Origin of the sequence: Ramlibacter monticola (assembly GCF_016722785.1) — a bacterium.
Taxonomy (GTDB): Bacteria; Pseudomonadota; Gammaproteobacteria; order Burkholderiales; family Burkholderiaceae_C; genus Ramlibacter; species Ramlibacter monticola.
Window position 1 is genome coordinate 1,390,636 of the sequence record NZ_JAEQNE010000001.1, and the last position, 15,374, is coordinate 1,406,009.

Consider the following 15,374-nt stretch of genomic DNA (forward strand, 5'->3'; position numbering starts at 1 on the left):
CGCGGTTTCCCAAGGAACATCCCAAATGGACGCAGAACGCATCAACCTCATCGGCACCACCCTGCAGGACCTGCAGGTTCGGACCGTCGATCTCCGGAGGTATCTTTGACTTCGATGCCAAGTCGGAGCGCCTGAGAACCGTCAGCGCCGCGCTGGAAGACCCCGCGGTCTGGAACGATCCCAAGAAGGCCCAGGAACTGGGCAAGGAAAAGAAGCAGCTCGATGGCGTGGTCCTGGTGATCCAGGACCTGGAGCGCGAGCTGTCCGACAACCTCGAGCTCTACGAGATGAGCAAGGAGGAAGGCGACGAGGCCGGCCTCCAGACCATCGAGGCCGAGACGCGCAAGCTCGAGGACATCGTCAAGGACCTCGAGTTCCGCCGCATGTTCAACCAGCCGGCCGACCCGAGCAACTGCTTCCTCGACCTGCAGGCCGGCGCCGGCGGCACCGAGGCCTGCGACTGGGCCTCCATGCTGCTGCGGCAGTACATCAAGTACGCCGAGCGCAAGGGCTTCAAGTACACGGTGGAGGACGAGACGCCGGGCGACGTCGCCGGCATCAAGAGCGCCACCATCAAGATCGAGGGCGATTACGCCTTCGGCCTGCTGCGCACGGAGACTGGCGTGCACCGGCTGGTGCGCAAGTCGCCTTTCGACTCCTCGGGCGGCCGGCACACCAGCTTCGCCAGCGTGTTCGTCTATCCGGAGATCGACGACTCGATCGAGATCGACATCAACCCGGCGGACGTGCGCACGGACACCTACCGGGCCTCCGGCGCCGGCGGCCAGCACATCAACAAGACCGATTCGGCGGTGCGCCTGACGCACATGCCCACCGGCATCGTGGTGCAGTGCCAGGACAGCCGCAGCCAGCACAGCAACCGCGACGTCGCGTGGCGGCGGCTGCGCTCGCGCCTGTACGACTTCGAGATGCGCAAGCGCATGGAGGCGCAGCAGAAGCTGGAGGACTCCAAGACGGACGTCGGCTGGGGCCACCAGATCCGCAGCTACGTGCTGGACCAGAGCCGCATCAAGGACCTGCGCACCAACGTCGAGATCTCGAACACGCAGAAGGTGCTGGACGGCGACCTCGACACGTTCATCGAGGCCTCGCTGAAGCAGGGCGTGTGATGAGAACCGACGGGCCGCCCCTGGGTTCGAAGGCCCCCTCGGGGGGCAGCGAAGTACACGAAGTGACGAGCGTGGGGGCCCTTCCCGCGCGCGCCCTGCTCTTCGACATGGACGGGACCATGGTCGATTCCATGCCCGCCCATGCGCGCAGCTGGGAGGCCTTCACGCGCCGGCACGGCATCGCCATGCCGGTCGCCGAGGTCCTGCGCCGCACCACCGGCCGCACCGGCGTGGAGTGCATCCGCGAGCTGTTCGGACCGGAGGTCGGGGAGCCGCGCGCGCTGGCGCTGATCGCCGAGAAGGAAACGATCTATCGCGAGGTGTTCGCGCGCGAGTTTCGCGAGGTGGCGGGCTTCCGGGCGTTCGCGCAACAGGCGCTGCAGCGCGGGCTGAAGATCGCGGTGGCGACGGCGGGCGACAGGACCAACATCGCCTTCGCCCTCGAACGCCTCGAGCTCGCCCAGCCGCCGCACGCCATCGTCGGCGGCGACGAGGGCCTCGCCGGCAAGCCCGCACCCGACCTGTTCCTGGAAGCGGCGCGCCGCGTGCACACGCCGGCGGCGGAATGCATCGTGTTCGAGGACGCCCCGTTCGGCATCGAGGCGGCTCGGCGCGCCGGCATGCGCGCGGTGGCCGTCTGCACCACCCATTCCCCGGAAGAACTCGCCGGGCCGCACGTGATCGCGCAGGCCCGGAACTACCAAGAACTGATGAACAACGATTTTCTGGAGAGCCTCCATGCGTGAAGGGACATCCAAGGTGATCCACCGGGCCGACTACCAGCCGCCGGCGTTCTGGATCGATTCCGTGGAACTGTGCTTCGACCTGGACCCGGCCAAGACCCGCGTGCTCAATCGCATGCGCATGCGCCGCAATCCCGACGTCATGCCGCAGCCCCTGCGGCTGGACGGCGAGGAACTGAACCTCGCTCGCGTGCTGGTGGGCGGGCAGGGAACCTCATTCAAGATGGAAGACGGCCAGCTGGTGCTGGAGCACCTGCCGGACGGCAACGAGCCCTTCGAGCTGGAGATCTTCACCACCTGCGCGCCGGCGAAGAACACCAAGCTGATGGGCCTGTACGTCAGCAACGATTCCTTCTTCACGCAGTGCGAGGCCGAGGGCTTCCGCCGCATCACCTATTTCCTCGACCGGCCGGACGTGATGGCCAGCTACACCGTCACGCTGCGCGCGGACAAGCAGCGCTACCCGGTGCTGCTGTCCAACGGCAACCTGGTCGACCAGGGCGAGCTGGAAGACGGCCGCCACTACGCCAAGTGGGTGGACCCGCACCGCAAGCCCTGCTACCTGTTCGCGCTGGTGGCGGGCCAGCTGGTGTGCCGCGAGCAGCGCATTTCCTCGCGGGGCGGCAAGGACCACCTGCTGCAGGTGTTCGTGCGCCCCGGCGACCTGGACAAGACCGAGCACGCGATGAACTCGCTGATGGCCTCGGTGGCCTGGGACGAATCCCGCTTCGGCCTGCCGCTCGACCTCGAGCGCTTCATGATCGTCGCCACCAGCGACTTCAACATGGGCGCGATGGAGAACAAGGGCCTGAACATCTTCAACACGAAGTACGTTCTCGCCAACCAGGCCACCGCCACCGACACCGACTACGCCAACATCGAATCGGTGGTCGGCCACGAGTACTTCCACAACTGGACCGGCAACCGCGTCACCTGCCGCGACTGGTTCCAGCTCTCGCTGAAGGAGGGCCTCACGGTCTTCCGCGACCAGGAGTTCAGCCAGGACCTGGCCGGCGACGCCTCGGCCCGCGCCGTGAAGCGCATCGAGGACGTGCGGGTGCTGCGCACCGCGCAGTTCCCCGAGGACGCCGGCCCGATGGCCCACCCCGTGCGCCCCGACCAGTACCTGGAGATCAACAACTTCTACACCGTGACGGTGTACGAGAAGGGCGCCGAGGTCGTGCGCATGATGCAGACCCTGGTGGGCCGTGAAGGCTTCGCCAAGGGCCTGTCGCTCTACTTCCAGCGCCACGACGGCCAGGCCGTGACCTGCGACGACTTCGCCCAGGCCATCGCCGACGCCAACCCCGAATCGCAGCTGGCGCAGCGCCTGGAGCAGTTCAAGCGCTGGTACAGCCAGGCCGGCACGCCCCGCGTGCGGGTGCAGACGAATTTCGACGCGGTCTCCGGCATCTACTCGCTGACGCTGTCGCAGTCCTGCCCGCCCACGCCGGCCCAGCCGGACAAGGAGCCCTTCGTGATCCCCGTGGCCCTGGGCCTGCTGGCGCCCGACGGCCGCGAGCTCACCAGCGGCATGCACGTGCTCACCGCCCAGAGCGAAACCCTCACCTTCCCCGGCTACGCCGAGGAGCCGGTCCCTTCGCTGCTGCGCGGCTTCAGCGCGCCCGTGATCCTGGAGTACGACTTCAGCGACCGCCAGCTGCTGGCGCTGCTCGCCAACGACAGCGATCCGTTCAACCGCTGGGAGGCGGCGCAGCGCCTGGCCACCGGCCGCGCCCTCGCCTGCCTGCGCGGCGACGCGCCCATGCAGCTCGATGCGCCCTTCATCGAGGCGATGCGCAGCGTGCTGCGCCACCCGCAGCTCGACGCCGCCTTCAAGGAGCTGGTGCTGACGCTGCCCGCCGAGACCTACATCGCGGAGCAGCTGGAGGTGGTCGATCCGCAGCGCATCCACGCGGTGCGTGAAGCGATGCGCGAGCAGCTCGCCACCGCGCTGTACGCCGACTGGGAATGGGCCTACGAGACGCACAGGGACAGCGGCGCCTTCCGCCCCGACCCGGTGTCCGGCGGCCGCCGCGCGCTCGCCGGCCTGGCGCTCACGCACCTGTGCCTGGCCGCGCGCAGGAACGGCGACCCGGTCTGGCCGGGCAAGGCCTACCAGCGCTTCAAGGACGCGTCGAACATGACCGACCGCTTCAACGCGCTGGCCGCGCTGGTGATCAGCGGCCACGAGCTGGCGGCCGCCGCGCTGCAGCGCTTCCACGCCCTGTTCAAGGACGAGGCCCTGGTGCTGGACAAGTGGTTCGCGCTGCAGGCCGGCGCGCCGGACCGCGGCGGCAACATCCTGCCGATCGTCAAGCAGCTGATGCACCACCCGGACTTCAACATCCGCAACCCGAACCGCGCGCGCAGCGTGATCTTCAGCTATTGCAGCGGCAACCCCGGCGCCTTCCACCGCAGCGACGCCGCCGGCTACGTGTTCTGGAGCGAGCGCGTGATCGAGCTGGATGCGATCAACCCGCAGGTGGCCGCGCGCCTGGCGCGCGCCCTCGACCGCTGGAGGAAGCTGGCCGAGCCCCTGCGCAGCGCCGCCCGCGAGGCGATCGCCCGCGTGGCCGCCCGGCCGGACCTGAGCAACGACGTGCGCGAGGTGGTTTCGCGCGCACTGGCCGAATGAATTCGGAAGGACGGAGAACATACCAATGACCCAACGCATTTCCCTCACCCGCTACCTGGTGGAGCAGCAGCGCGTCCACGGGCACATCCCGTCGGAGCTGCGCCTGCTGATCGAGGTGGTGGCCCGCGCGTGCAAGCGCATCAGCATCTCGGTGAACAAGGGGGCGCTCGGCGACGTGCTGGGCGCCGCCGGCACCGACAACGTGCAGGGCGAGGCGCAGAAGAAGCTCGACGTGATCGCCAACGAGGTGCTGATCGACGCCAACGAGTGGGGCGGGCACCTGGCCGCCATGGCGAGCGAGGAAATGGAAGGCATCTACGTGGTGCCGAACCGCTACCCGCAGGGCGAATACCTGCTGCTCTTCGACCCGCTGGACGGCTCCTCCAACATCGAGGTCAACGTCTCCATCGGCACGATCTTCAGCGTGCTGAAGAAGCCGGAGAACGGCGGCCCCCACGGAGGCGTGAGCGAGCAGGATTTCCTGCAGAGCGGCAGCAAGCAGGTGGCGGCGGGCTACTGCATCTACGGCCCGCAGACCACCCTGGTGCTGACCGTGGGCGACGGCGTGGCGATGTTCACGCTGGACAGCCAGGAGGGCTCCTTCGTTCTCACCGAGGAAGACGTCCGCATCCCGGAGGACACCCGGGAATTCGCGATCAACATGTCGAACCTGCGGCACTGGGACGCACCGGTGCGCCGCTACATCGACGAGTGCCTGGCCGGCAAGGACGGCCCGCGCGGCAAGGACTTCAACATGCGCTGGGTCGCCTCCATGGTGGCCGACGTGCACCGCATCCTGACGCGCGGCGGCATCTTCATGTACCCCTGGGACAAGCGCGAGCCGGAGAAGCCGGGCAAGCTGCGCCTGATGTACGAGGCCAACCCCATGGGCTGGCTGGTGGAGCAGGCCGGCGGCGCCGCCACCAACGGGCGCGAGCGCATCCTCGACGTCCAGCCGAAGAAGCTGCACGAGCGCGTGTCGGTGATCCTCGGCTCGAAGAACGAGGTGGAGCGGGTCACTTCGTACCACACGAAGTGACGTGGGGAGGTTCAGTCCTGGTTGGCGGTGCGGCGGAAAGCGCGCGAAAGGGACACGGGCACGGCCACGCAGGGCCCGCTTCCGCTGCGACAGTTTGCGCGTGTAGCTGGAGAGCGACAGTTCGCTGACGCGACCGGGATCCCCGGTCGGTTGATGCGCGTCTCCCTGCGCAGCGCGCGCCGGGAAACCGGCCCGGGCGCGTCCTGCGCGGGAAGGTACTGGACTTTGGCTTATAATTCGAGGCTTCGCCGGAGTAGCTCAGTCGGTAGAGCAGCTCATTCGTAATGAGAAGGTCGGGGGTTCGATTCCTCTCTCCGGCACCAGATAGGACAAGGGTCCGCTGCTATTGAAGGCGCAGCGGACCCTTTTTTGTCCGTGGCCTTGTAGTCAATCTGTAGGCACGCTGCCCAAATCCTTCCGGACTGCGAGCCCTCGTCCAGTACCAGTCCGCCGGCCGCGACTCGGTGCAACCACCGGGACCCTGGGCAATGTGCAACCGCTTCCGCGCGCCAGCGTGACCCGCATCCGGGACCGCTTCGGCCTCACCTACTTCGAGTCCGGCCCACCGATGGAGAAGCGGTAACGCACCGCCGGCATCGGGCCGCTGCAGCCCGGGCCTTTTTCGCGGCCGCGCGGGCAACACACATCTGGGATGTGCCGCAGCCGTGCGCGGACTACCAAGTGAAGCGCCGTGCCAGCCGTTGAGTGACGAAACTCGCTCTTTCACAGGGGCGCGAAGTGACGTTGCAAACTCCCACGGCGCGAGGTTGCAGGCACAAGAAATCGCAGACCGATCGGTCCGTAGCGTCTGTGGTCCGCGTTGGCTCCAGACCAATGGTTCGAAGCATGGAATCGCTTGGAAGGCTTCGGTCGCTCCACGCATAGGTACATAGCCAAGCAACGCTGAAGCCGATGACTCCTCCCACGATGTTCAGGACGGCGTGTGAAACGGCGGCTTCACGGCCGGGAATCCAGATTTGCACGATTTCAGGGAGGGTCCCGACAGCAAGAATCGCAGTCGCCACCTGCCACGAACGCCCAACGGGCCACGCGAAATGGGTCACGAAACCTAGAACGGCAAAGGCGACCAGATGGTCAAGCTGCATCCCCGGACCCACCGTGTCGAGGAAATCGAGTACCTGTTGAACGCCCTCGAACTCACCCGTCACGTACTCGATGGTGCTGGACGGAACCACCATGCCAACGATCACGCTCACAAGCACCAGCAGAAGGCAGGTCCGCAACAGGGACCTCCGGACTTTGCGCATTTCCGCGTATCGTACGTCTTACTCATGTACGTAGTCCTCCGCATGGAGGAGGCCGCGCATCGCTGTGAGTTCCGGAAAAGGGCCGTCGCATTTCGTCCCCAGATTCGCGCGCGGCACGCAACTTGGGTGTACGTCACGCCCGCCGAAGCCGCGGCCCTGATCCGGTTGCCGACTGACGATCTGTATGGCCACAGCGCTGCCGCTGCGGGGAAGCAGGTTGAATTGCCCATGACAGCATGATCGCTGTCACGCCAGCGCCACGCTGTCCAGTCGGGGAAATTCCGGGCGCATGGAGCCTAGGAGCTGTGCCTACTATTGGCCGCCATGCGCGTAGTCTTTCAAGGTTTGCTTCGAGCCTGTCTCCTTCTGGTGCCGGTGAGCATAGTCATCGGGGTGGTGGCGCCTTACGGCGGGCGCGGACCGCGTGAGTTCGAATGGATTCAACGGGTGCTCAACTTCCTTGACACCGTGGCACCGGGGTGGGAGCCCATCTACCTCCTATCCTTTGGAGTTCTCGGGTTCATGACCCGCTTCACCTGGCCCAAGGGCGGCATGTGGCAGACCGCGGCCGGCATTCTTGCCGTGGCGACCTGCGTTGAGATGGTGCAGATCTGGATTCCTGTCGACAAAGCCGCTGCGTCTCATGCCATCCTGGACTTCGGCGGAGGCGTCATTGGCTTCGGCGCTGCATGCCTCGCGGACTATGCGGGGCGCGCCGAGCACCTTCCGAGCGAATATCAGCACTCGACCGTCTGAGTTGGGTGGTAGCTCGGACCGTCGATGTCCGTGCACATGGCGCGGCGGATCTAGCGAAGCAGGTGCACTGCCCGTCGTCGCATAAGAGAACCCTCCTCCGTGCGGGCGATCGAAAGTTGACACGCAGCTTGCCGGCGACCGCTTGCAGCCCGGCGCAAGCTTTGCCACCCGCTACACTCGCCCGCGGGTGCGACTGCGTGGCGACGCGTTGGTCGCCTGGCACAGCGTCCAGGACCTCGGCCAAGGGCACCCAAGGCGAAATCCAACAAGTAAATCAGCCCGGAAACTCGCAGTCTTCCGGCAAAGAGGAGATGAAAAATGAAGTACCCCATTGGGCTCGCGGTCGCGGCCGGATTGCTCGTGTCCGCCTGCGGAGGCGGTGGCGGGGGTGGCGCAGACGGCTCGGGGAGTGGCGACAAGACGCTCGAAGTCTCCGTCAGCTTCCCCCAGCAAACCCTCTCGCTGTTCCAGCCCGCCCAGGTTCAACCCGCGCTTTCCGGATTCGAGGGGCACACGCCGGCTTGCACGCTGGTCAGCGGACAGATCCCTCCGGGGATGCAGTTGAACGGGAACTGCACGATCGCCGGTACGCCGACGGTGCAAGGCAGCTACGCATTCACGGCGCGCGTGTCCGCGGCGGGAGTGTCCAACACCCTCGACTTCACCGGAAGCATCGGCGCACAGGGGCCCGGGATCCAGTACCAGCCGGCATCCGGAATCGTGGGGTCGGCCGTGTCGAGCGCTCCCGGCCTGTCATGGTGGCCGGCACCGGTTGCAGGCGCGTCGTGGAACTACTCCGTCGTGTCCGGAACGCTCGCGCCGGGCCTGGCTGTCGACCCGGCCTCGGGGGTGATCTCCGGAACGCTCGCCGCCCAAGGCTCGTTCACGGCGCAGATCGGCGCCACGCTGACCACGCCCCTGGGTGTCTACCAGACGGCATCCACGGCCTATTCCGTGGACGTGGACGTGCCCACGTTCTCGTACCCGCCACTGGCCCTCACCAACGCCTCCGGCGACAGCCTCCTCTTCCTGGGGCTGCCCGCCGCGCTGCAGCCGCGCACCGATTCATCCAACACCATGGGCAATTTCGCGCTGGTCCGCGGCGCACTGCCCCCGGGGCTCGCATTGGATTCCGCCACGGGCCTCGTTGCCGGCGTCCCGAACAGGGTGAGTCCCGCCACGGACTTCGAAGTCGAGGCGACGATCACCAAGGCGGGCGTCGGGACCCGCGCACGCGCGAGTGCGAGCTACGAGATCCGCGTGCCTGGCCGCGTCCTGTATCCGGACAGCAATTCCGTGCGCGCCGACGCCACGTTCAACACCATCACGCCCCTGTGGGCGTCCAACCCCGCCATGCTCGTTCCGCCGCCGCCCGTGACGGCAACGTTCGCACCCAAGCCGGGGAACTGCACATTGCCGGCCGGAGTGACGTCCAGCGCGACCGGGGCCATCGACGGTCATCCCACCCAGGCAGGGGCCTTCCAGTGCACGTTCACCGTGACCTATACGGCGAACGGCGCGCAATGGACCGGAGAGGCCGTCCTGAACCTGGACGTCCAATAAGGGGAAGCGCAAAGGCCGCGGTGCTGCTCAAAGCAGCACCGCGCCGTTGCGCCATTCCTTGACGTGCGCCGGCGCACGACCTTCGGGCCATCCCGTCAGAACATCACCCGGGCCAGGAACAAGCCAGTGACCACCGCGGTGGCGGTCGCCACCAGGCCCGGGATCATGAACGAGTGGTTCAGCACGTACTTCCCGATCCGCGTGGTGCCCGACAGGTCGAAGTTGATCGCCGCGATCAGCGAACCGTAGGTCGGGATGAAGAAGTAGCCGTTGACCGAGGGGAACATCGCGATCAGGAACTGCGGCGGGATGCCGAGCGCGATGCCCAGCGGCATCAGCGCCCGCGTCGTCGCCGCCTGGCTATAGAGCAGCACCGACGCGAAGAACAGCCCGAACGCGAAGGTCCACGGCGCCGCCTGCGCGAAGCGCCCGATGGCCGGAACGATGATGTCCTTGTTCGCGGAGATGAAGCTGTCGCCGAGCCACGCCAGGCCGAAGATGCCGATCACGGCGACCACGCCGGCGCGCAAGGTCGGCGTCTTGGGGACCGCGTCGACATCGACCTTGGTCACCAGCAGCATGAGCGCCGCGACGGCGAGCATCACGATCTCGATCACGATCGGCATCGCCAGCGGCCCCTTGGCGCCCGGCAGGGTGCGCAGCGCCGGGAAGAACCCGAACAGCACCACCAGTGCCACCCCGCCCAGAAACATGAGCGCGGAGGCCTTCGCGGCCGGCTGCAGCGGCGGCCGCTGCTCCGTCGCCTTGGGTGGGGGGACACGGCCTTCCTTCAGCCGCGCCTGGTACTCCGCATCCTTGGCGAGGTCCTTGCCGATGAACATCGACACGATCGCCGCCGCGAGCACGCCCACCAGCGTGGACGGCACGCAGATCATCAGGATCTGCGGCAGCCCCCACTGCGGCACGCCCTTCTCGGCGAACAGGCCGATCATGGCGGCCGTGGCCGCAGCCACCGGGCTGGCCGTGATCGCCTGCTGCGACGCGATCGTCGCCACGGCCATCGGCCGCTCCGGCCGGATGCCGGTCTGGTGCGCCGTCTCGTAGATCACCGGCAACAGCGGGTACACGATGTGCCCCGTGCCGGCGACGAAGGTGAAGCTCCAGGTGGTGAGCGGCGCCACGATCGTCACATACCGGGGGTTGGCGCGGATGATGCCCTCGGCGATGCGCACGAGGAAGTCGATGCCGCCCGCGGCGTCCATCACCGAGGCGGCCATGATCACCGCCAGGATGATGAGCATCACGTCGATCGGCGGCGACGTCGGGTTCACGCCGAACACCACCACCAGGACGAGCAGTCCCACGCCGCCCCACAGGCCCAGCCCCACGCCCGAATAGCGCGCGCCGAGCCAGATCGCAAGCAGGACCACTGCAAACTGCAGGATGATGGAAACCGCCATGCGCCCTCCTCACGGCCGCGACGCGGCCGCCCCGCGCTCTTCGCTTGCTCTTATTGCTCGAACTTCGGCCTGATGAGGTTCTCGAACGAGAAGACCTCGTCCCACTTCTCCTGCGTCAGGAGCTTGCGTTCGTTGACGACGATGTCGTGCAGCGACTTGCCCGTCTCGTAGCCTTCCCGCGCGATCTCGGCGCACTGCTTGTAGCCCAGCGAGGGCTTGAGCACCGTGACGATGCCCAGCGAGTTCAGCACCATCTCGCGCGAGTGTTCGACGTTGGCCGTGATGCCTTCGATGCAGTGGACGCGCAGGGTGGACACCGCGTGCTGCATGGTGGAGATGGAGGTGAAGAGCGCGAAGGTGATCACCGGCTCCATCACATTGAGCTGCAGCTGGCCGGCCGAGGCGGCCAGCGTCACGGTGAGGTCCAGGCCGATGACGAGGAAGCCCACCTGGTTGACCACCTCCGGGATGACCGGGTTCACCTTCCCCGGCATGATCGAGCTGCCCGGCTGCAACTGCGGGAGGTTGATCTCGTTCAGGCCGCAACGCGGGCCGGAGGCCAGCAGCCGGATGTCGTTGCAGATCTTGGTGAGCTTGGAGGAGGTGCGCTTCAGCACGCCCGACAGCAGCACGTAGGCGCCGGTATCAGAGGTCGCTTCGACCAGGTCGCCCGCGAGGATGAATTCGATGCCGGTGAGCGCCGAGAGGTGCTTCGTCGCCAGCTCGGGGTAGCCCGGTGCGGCGGTCACGGAGGTGCCGATCGCCGTGGCGCCGAGGTTGATCTCGCGCAGCAGCGAGCGCACCTCCTCGATGCGCTGCACCTCCTCGCCGATGGTCGTTCCCCACCCGTGGAATTCCTGGCCGAGCGACATCGGCACCGCGTCCTGCAGGTGGGTGCGGCCCATCTTCAGCACGCCCTCGAATTCCCGGCCCTTGGCGTTGAACGCCTCCTGCAGGCGGCGCAGCGCGTCGGCGTAGCTCGAGATCCGCAGGATCAGCGCGAGCCGGAACGCGGTGGGATAGACGTCGTTGGTGGACTGCCCGAAGTTCACGTGGTCGTTCGGGCTGACGTGCTGGTATTCGCCCTTGCGGTACCCCAGGTGCTCGAGCGCGAGGTTGGCGATGACCTCGTTCGCGTTCATGTTGGTGGAGGTGCCCGCGCCGCCCTGGATGAAGTCGGTGACGAACTGGTCGCGCATCTGGCCGCCGATGAGACGGTCGCAGGCGACGACGATCGCGTCGGCGATGCGGCGATCGAGCACGCCGAGGTCGCGGTTGGCCAGGGCGGCCGCCTTCTTCACGTACCCGAATGCCCGGACGAACTCCGGCTCCAGCGACATCGGGATGCCGGTGATGTGGAAGTTCTCCTTGCCCCTGAGGGTCTGCACGCCGTAGTAGGCGTCGTCGGGGATTTCCTTCTGGCCCAGGAAGTCCTTCTCGATGCGCGTGCCCATGGGTTTCCTCCTCTTCGTGGCGCCCGGTCACGTGCGCCCCCGGATCGGTTGCGCGAGCCAAAGCGCTCCATGATCCTCCCCGCCCACGCCACCCGGCATTGGACGTTGGTCCAAGCCCCGCCCGGACGGACGGCGATCAGAATCAACCGTTCGTCCAAGGAGAGAACGCATGTCAAGAAGAAGCCTGCTGATCGCCGCCGCGCTCGTGCTCGCGGGATGCGCCTCGACTACGGTAGACCCGGCCGCCAAGCGCCGGGAGATCGATGGCAAGGTGGACAACGCGCTGGCCGAGCTCCAGCGTTCCGCCTCGGTCAAGGAGCTGGTCGACCGCGCGGCTGGCGTTCTCGTCGTCCCCGACGTCGTGACGGCCGGCTTCATCGTGGGCGGCTCCTACGGCCAGGGCGCCTTGCGCAAGAAGGGGCAGACCGCCGGCTACTACAGCCTCGGCGCCGGCTCCGCGGGCCTGCTGGCCGGGGCGCAGTCCAAGTCCGTCTTCATGCTGTTCATGACGGAGGAGGCGCTGCGCAAGTTCGAGCAGAGCAACGGGTGGACCGTCGGCGGGGATGCGTCGGTGGCGCTCGTCAACGTCGGTGCAGACGGTCGCGTGGACACCCAGACGGCGCGCAGCGAGGTGATCGGCCTGGTGCGCAACCAGTCGGGCTTCATGGCCAACCTCAGCCTGGAAGGCACGAAGTTCAACCGGCTCCAGCTCTGAGCACGGGGCCGGGGTACCGGCCTCCTCCTCCTGCCTGACACGGCCGAGCTGCCCGGCGGTTGCGGGGCGCGCGGGTCCCGGCCTTCGCCGGACGCGATACGTCGACAACCGTCCAGCCACGCGGCGAAAAGTTCCTACAGTCCCCGGGGGGTGCTGTCGCGCCATGATGCGGCATGGGCGAAACGACACTCCAACAAGGCAAGCTGCCGCTCTGTCCCGGCGATCCGTATCCGCTGGGCGCCACCTGGGACGGCGAAGGCACCAACTTCGCGCTCTATTCCGAAAATGCGCAGAAGGTCGAACTGTGCCTGTTCGACGCGCAGGGGAAGGAAACGCGCATCCAGCTGCGTGAATGCGAGGCCTTCGTCTGGCACGGCTACCTGCCCGGCATCAGCCCCGGGCAGCGTTACGGCTATCGCGTGCACGGGCCCTACGAGCCGGACAAGGGCCTGCGCTTCAACCCGGCCGTCGTGCTGCTCGATCCCTACGCCAAGGCCCTCGACGGCCTCGAAGATCCGGAGCGCGGCCTCTTCGCCTACCGCACCGGCGCGCCGGAGGAGGACCACGCCCGGCTGGAGGAAGACCAGCGCGGCGTGCCGCTGGGGGTGGTGGTCGACCCGCGCTTCGACTGGAGCGGCGATCGCGCGCCCAACACCCCGCTGCACCAGTCCGTGCTGTACGAGGTGCACGTGCGCGGCCTGTCCATGCGGCACCCGGACGTGCCGCAGGAGCTGCGCGGCACCTACGCCGGCCTGGCGCACCCGGCGATGCTGTCGTACCTCCGGGAGCTGGGGGTCACGGCGATCGAGCTGATGCCGGTGCACGCGCACCTCGACGACTCCTTCCTGGTGGCGAAGGGCCTGACCAACTTCTGGGGCTACTCCACGCTCAACTTCTTCGCCCCCGAACTGCGCTACAGCGCGGCCTTCCGCAAGGGCGATGCGCCGGGCGCGGTGCGGGAGTTCAAGGAGATGGTGAAGGCGCTGCACGGCGCCGGGCTCGAGGTGATCCTGGACGTGGTCTACAACCACACGGCCGAGGGCAACCACATGGGCCCCAGCCTCAGTTTCAAGGGCGTCGACAACCCCACCTACTACCGCCTGGTGCCCGACAACCCGCGCTTCTACTTCGACTACACCGGCACCGGCAACACGCTCAACGTGCGGCACCCGCAGACGCTGCAGCTGATCATGGACTCGCTGCGCTACTGGGTGCAGGAGATGCACGTCGACGGCTTCCGCTTCGACCTGGCCAGCACGCTCGCGCGGGGCCTGCACGAGGTGGACCAGCTCTCCGGCTTCTTCACCATCATCCACCAGGACCCGGTCCTCAGCCAGGTGAAGCTGATCGCCGAACCTTGGGACGTGGGCGAAGGCGGCTACCAGGTGGGCAACTTCCCGGTGAAGTGGGCCGAGTGGAACGGCATCTATCGCGACACGCTGCGCGCGTTCTGGAAGGGCGACGGCGGGCTCGCCGACGACATCGGCTACCGGCTCACCGGCTCCAGCGACCTGTACCAGGACGACGGCCGCAAGCCCTCGGCGAGCGTCAATTTCATCACCGCCCACGACGGCTTCACCCTGCGCGACCTCGTGAGCTACAACGACAAGCACAACGACGCCAACGGCGAGGACAACCGGGACGGCCACAACGACAACCGCTCCTGGAACTGCGGCGCCGAGGGCCCCACCGACGACGCGGAGGTGAACGCGCTGCGCGCGCGCCAGCAGCGCAACATGCTGGCCACCCTGGTCCTGAGCCAGGGCACGCCCATGATCTGCGGTGGCGACGAGATCGGCCGCACGCAGGGGGGCAACAACAACGCCTACTGCCAGGACAACGAGACCAGCTGGCACGACTGGGGGAACATGGACGAGCGCCTGCTCGCCTTCACGCGCCGCCTGGTCCGGCTGCGCCGCGAGCATCCGGCGCTGCACCGGCAGAAGTTCTTCTCCGGCAGGCCGATCCGCGGCACGGGGATCAGCGACATCATGTGGTTCCGCCACGATGGCGAGGCGATGAGCGACGAGGACTGGCGCAATCCGCATACGCAGTCGCTCGCCATGTTCCTGGCCGGCAACGGCCTGACGGAAACCGACCGGCAGGGCCGGGTGGTGCGCGACGACCACCTGTTGCTGATCCTGTCGGCCTCGTCGCTGGCGCTGGACTTCCAGCTGCCCGAAGTCCCCGGCTGCAGGGAATGGGAACTGCTGATGGACACCAGCAACGACGAGGCGAGCGGGAAGTCCCCGTGCGGGGCGCACACGCACATCCCGCCGCGGTCGCTGAAGCTGTTCCGCTGCAGGATCGGGGAGTAGCCGGCCGCGGCCGGCTTCAGCCGGCGCTCACTCGAGCGAACTGGGCCGGCTGTTGCGGTACTGGTTCAGGTAAGGCTCCAGGCTCTCCGTCCCGCGGCCGCTGCGCCGCCCCGGGGGTAGCAGCGAATCGGGCGCCGCCTGCTCGCCGGAGGGCGGGGGGTCGACCCGCTTCAGCCTCTCCAGCAGGCGCAGGAAAAGGGAGCGCGCGCCTTCCTGGCTGGTTTCGTCCGCGTCTTCTTGGGGGTTCCGTCCGCACTCCATGGAGTGGCAATCCTCCGGTCTTATGTACGGGCGGAGGATTGCCGCCCCACGGATGAGAAGCAAGCCCA

General features: G+C 67.4%; 13 protein-coding genes and 1 tRNA gene. 10 read left to right on the forward strand and 4 right to left on the reverse strand.

Annotated features, from left to right (window positions below; all coding sequences use genetic code 11):
* Positions 1–25: 25 nt before the first annotated feature.
* The 5 genes from prfB to JJ685_RS06760 all read left to right on the forward strand — a co-directional run bounded on the left by prfB (position 26) and on the right by JJ685_RS06760 (position 5,873).
* Positions 26–1,130, forward strand: a protein-coding gene (gene prfB, locus JJ685_RS06740; RefSeq protein ID WP_201673412.1) for a peptide chain release factor 2 whose coding sequence is annotated in 2 segments (ribosomal slippage) — positions 26–106 and positions 108–1,130 — 1,104 coding nt in all. Because the reading frame shifts where the segments join, the coding sequence is not laid out codon by codon here.
* A gap of 71 nt (positions 1,131–1,201) precedes the next feature.
* A complete protein-coding gene (locus JJ685_RS06745; RefSeq protein ID WP_408015452.1) occupies positions 1,202–1,876 on the forward strand; it encodes an HAD family hydrolase in 675 nt (224 codons plus the stop codon).
* Positions 1,869–4,511 carry an aminopeptidase N gene (gene pepN / locus JJ685_RS06750; RefSeq protein ID WP_201673414.1) on the forward strand — a complete coding sequence of 881 codons (2,643 nt, stop codon included), beginning with the start codon at positions 1,869–1,871 and terminating at the stop codon, positions 4,509–4,511. Before JJ685_RS06745 ends, pepN begins: the two co-directional genes overlap by 8 nt.
* Positions 4,512–4,536: 25 nt before the next feature.
* Positions 4,537–5,550 carry a class 1 fructose-bisphosphatase gene (locus JJ685_RS06755; RefSeq protein ID WP_201673415.1) on the forward strand — a complete coding sequence of 338 codons (1,014 nt, stop codon included), beginning with the start codon at positions 4,537–4,539 and terminating at the stop codon, positions 5,548–5,550.
* A gap of 247 nt (positions 5,551–5,797) precedes the next feature.
* A tRNA-Thr gene (locus tag JJ685_RS06760) sits at positions 5,798–5,873 on the forward strand.
* A 351-nt stretch (positions 5,874–6,224) separates the two neighbouring features.
* On the opposite strand, the gene JJ685_RS30375 is transcribed toward JJ685_RS06760, so the two are convergent.
* Entirely contained in the window at positions 6,225–6,749 is a 525-nt protein-coding gene (locus JJ685_RS30375) for a VanZ family protein (protein WP_408015459.1), read from the reverse strand.
* Here JJ685_RS30375 and JJ685_RS06765 point away from each other — a divergent pair.
* The 3 genes from JJ685_RS06765 (at position 6,642) to JJ685_RS06775 (ending at position 9,137) form a co-directional block, all read left to right on the forward strand.
* A complete protein-coding gene (locus tag JJ685_RS06765; protein ID WP_201673416.1) occupies positions 6,642–7,058 on the forward strand; it encodes a hypothetical protein in 417 nt (138 codons plus the stop codon). The two genes, JJ685_RS30375 and JJ685_RS06765, sit on opposite strands and share 108 nt — an antisense overlap.
* A 282-nt stretch (positions 7,059–7,340) precedes the next feature.
* Positions 7,341–7,574, forward strand: a complete 234-nt coding sequence (locus JJ685_RS06770) for a hypothetical protein (protein ID WP_201673417.1) — start codon at positions 7,341–7,343, stop codon at positions 7,572–7,574.
* A 318-nt stretch (positions 7,575–7,892) separates the two neighbouring features.
* Positions 7,893–9,137: a putative Ig domain-containing protein gene (locus tag JJ685_RS06775; RefSeq protein WP_201673418.1), complete on the forward strand. Its 1,245-nt coding sequence runs from the start codon at positions 7,893–7,895 to the stop codon at positions 9,135–9,137.
* A gap of 95 nt (positions 9,138–9,232) precedes the next feature.
* Here the strand turns inward: JJ685_RS06775 and JJ685_RS06780 are convergent, their stop codons facing one another.
* Both JJ685_RS06780 and JJ685_RS06785 read right to left on the reverse strand, forming a co-directional pair.
* Entirely contained in the window at positions 9,233–10,558 is a 1,326-nt protein-coding gene (locus JJ685_RS06780; RefSeq protein WP_201673419.1) for an anaerobic C4-dicarboxylate transporter family protein, read from the reverse strand.
* Positions 10,559–10,608: 50 nt separating this feature from the next.
* Positions 10,609–12,012, reverse strand: a complete 1,404-nt coding sequence (locus JJ685_RS06785) for an aspartate ammonia-lyase (RefSeq protein WP_201673420.1) — start codon at positions 12,010–12,012, stop codon at positions 10,609–10,611.
* Positions 12,013–12,181: 169 nt separating this feature from the next.
* Here JJ685_RS06785 and JJ685_RS06790 point away from each other — a divergent pair, with 169 nt between their 5' ends.
* Positions 12,182–12,727, forward strand: coding sequence for a BPSL1445 family SYLF domain-containing lipoprotein (locus JJ685_RS06790; protein WP_201673421.1), 546 nt, complete (start codon positions 12,182–12,184; stop codon positions 12,725–12,727).
* Positions 12,728–12,900: 173 nt separating this feature from the next.
* Complete coding sequence (gene glgX / locus JJ685_RS06795; RefSeq protein ID WP_201673422.1) at positions 12,901–15,045, forward strand: glycogen debranching protein GlgX; 2,145 nt, start codon at positions 12,901–12,903, stop codon at positions 15,043–15,045.
* Positions 15,046–15,072: 27 nt separating this feature from the next.
* Here glgX and JJ685_RS06800 read toward each other — a convergent pair whose 3' ends face one another.
* A complete protein-coding gene (locus tag JJ685_RS06800; protein WP_201673423.1) occupies positions 15,073–15,306 on the reverse strand; it encodes a hypothetical protein in 234 nt (77 codons plus the stop codon).
* Between the last annotated feature and the right edge of the window lie 68 nt (positions 15,307–15,374).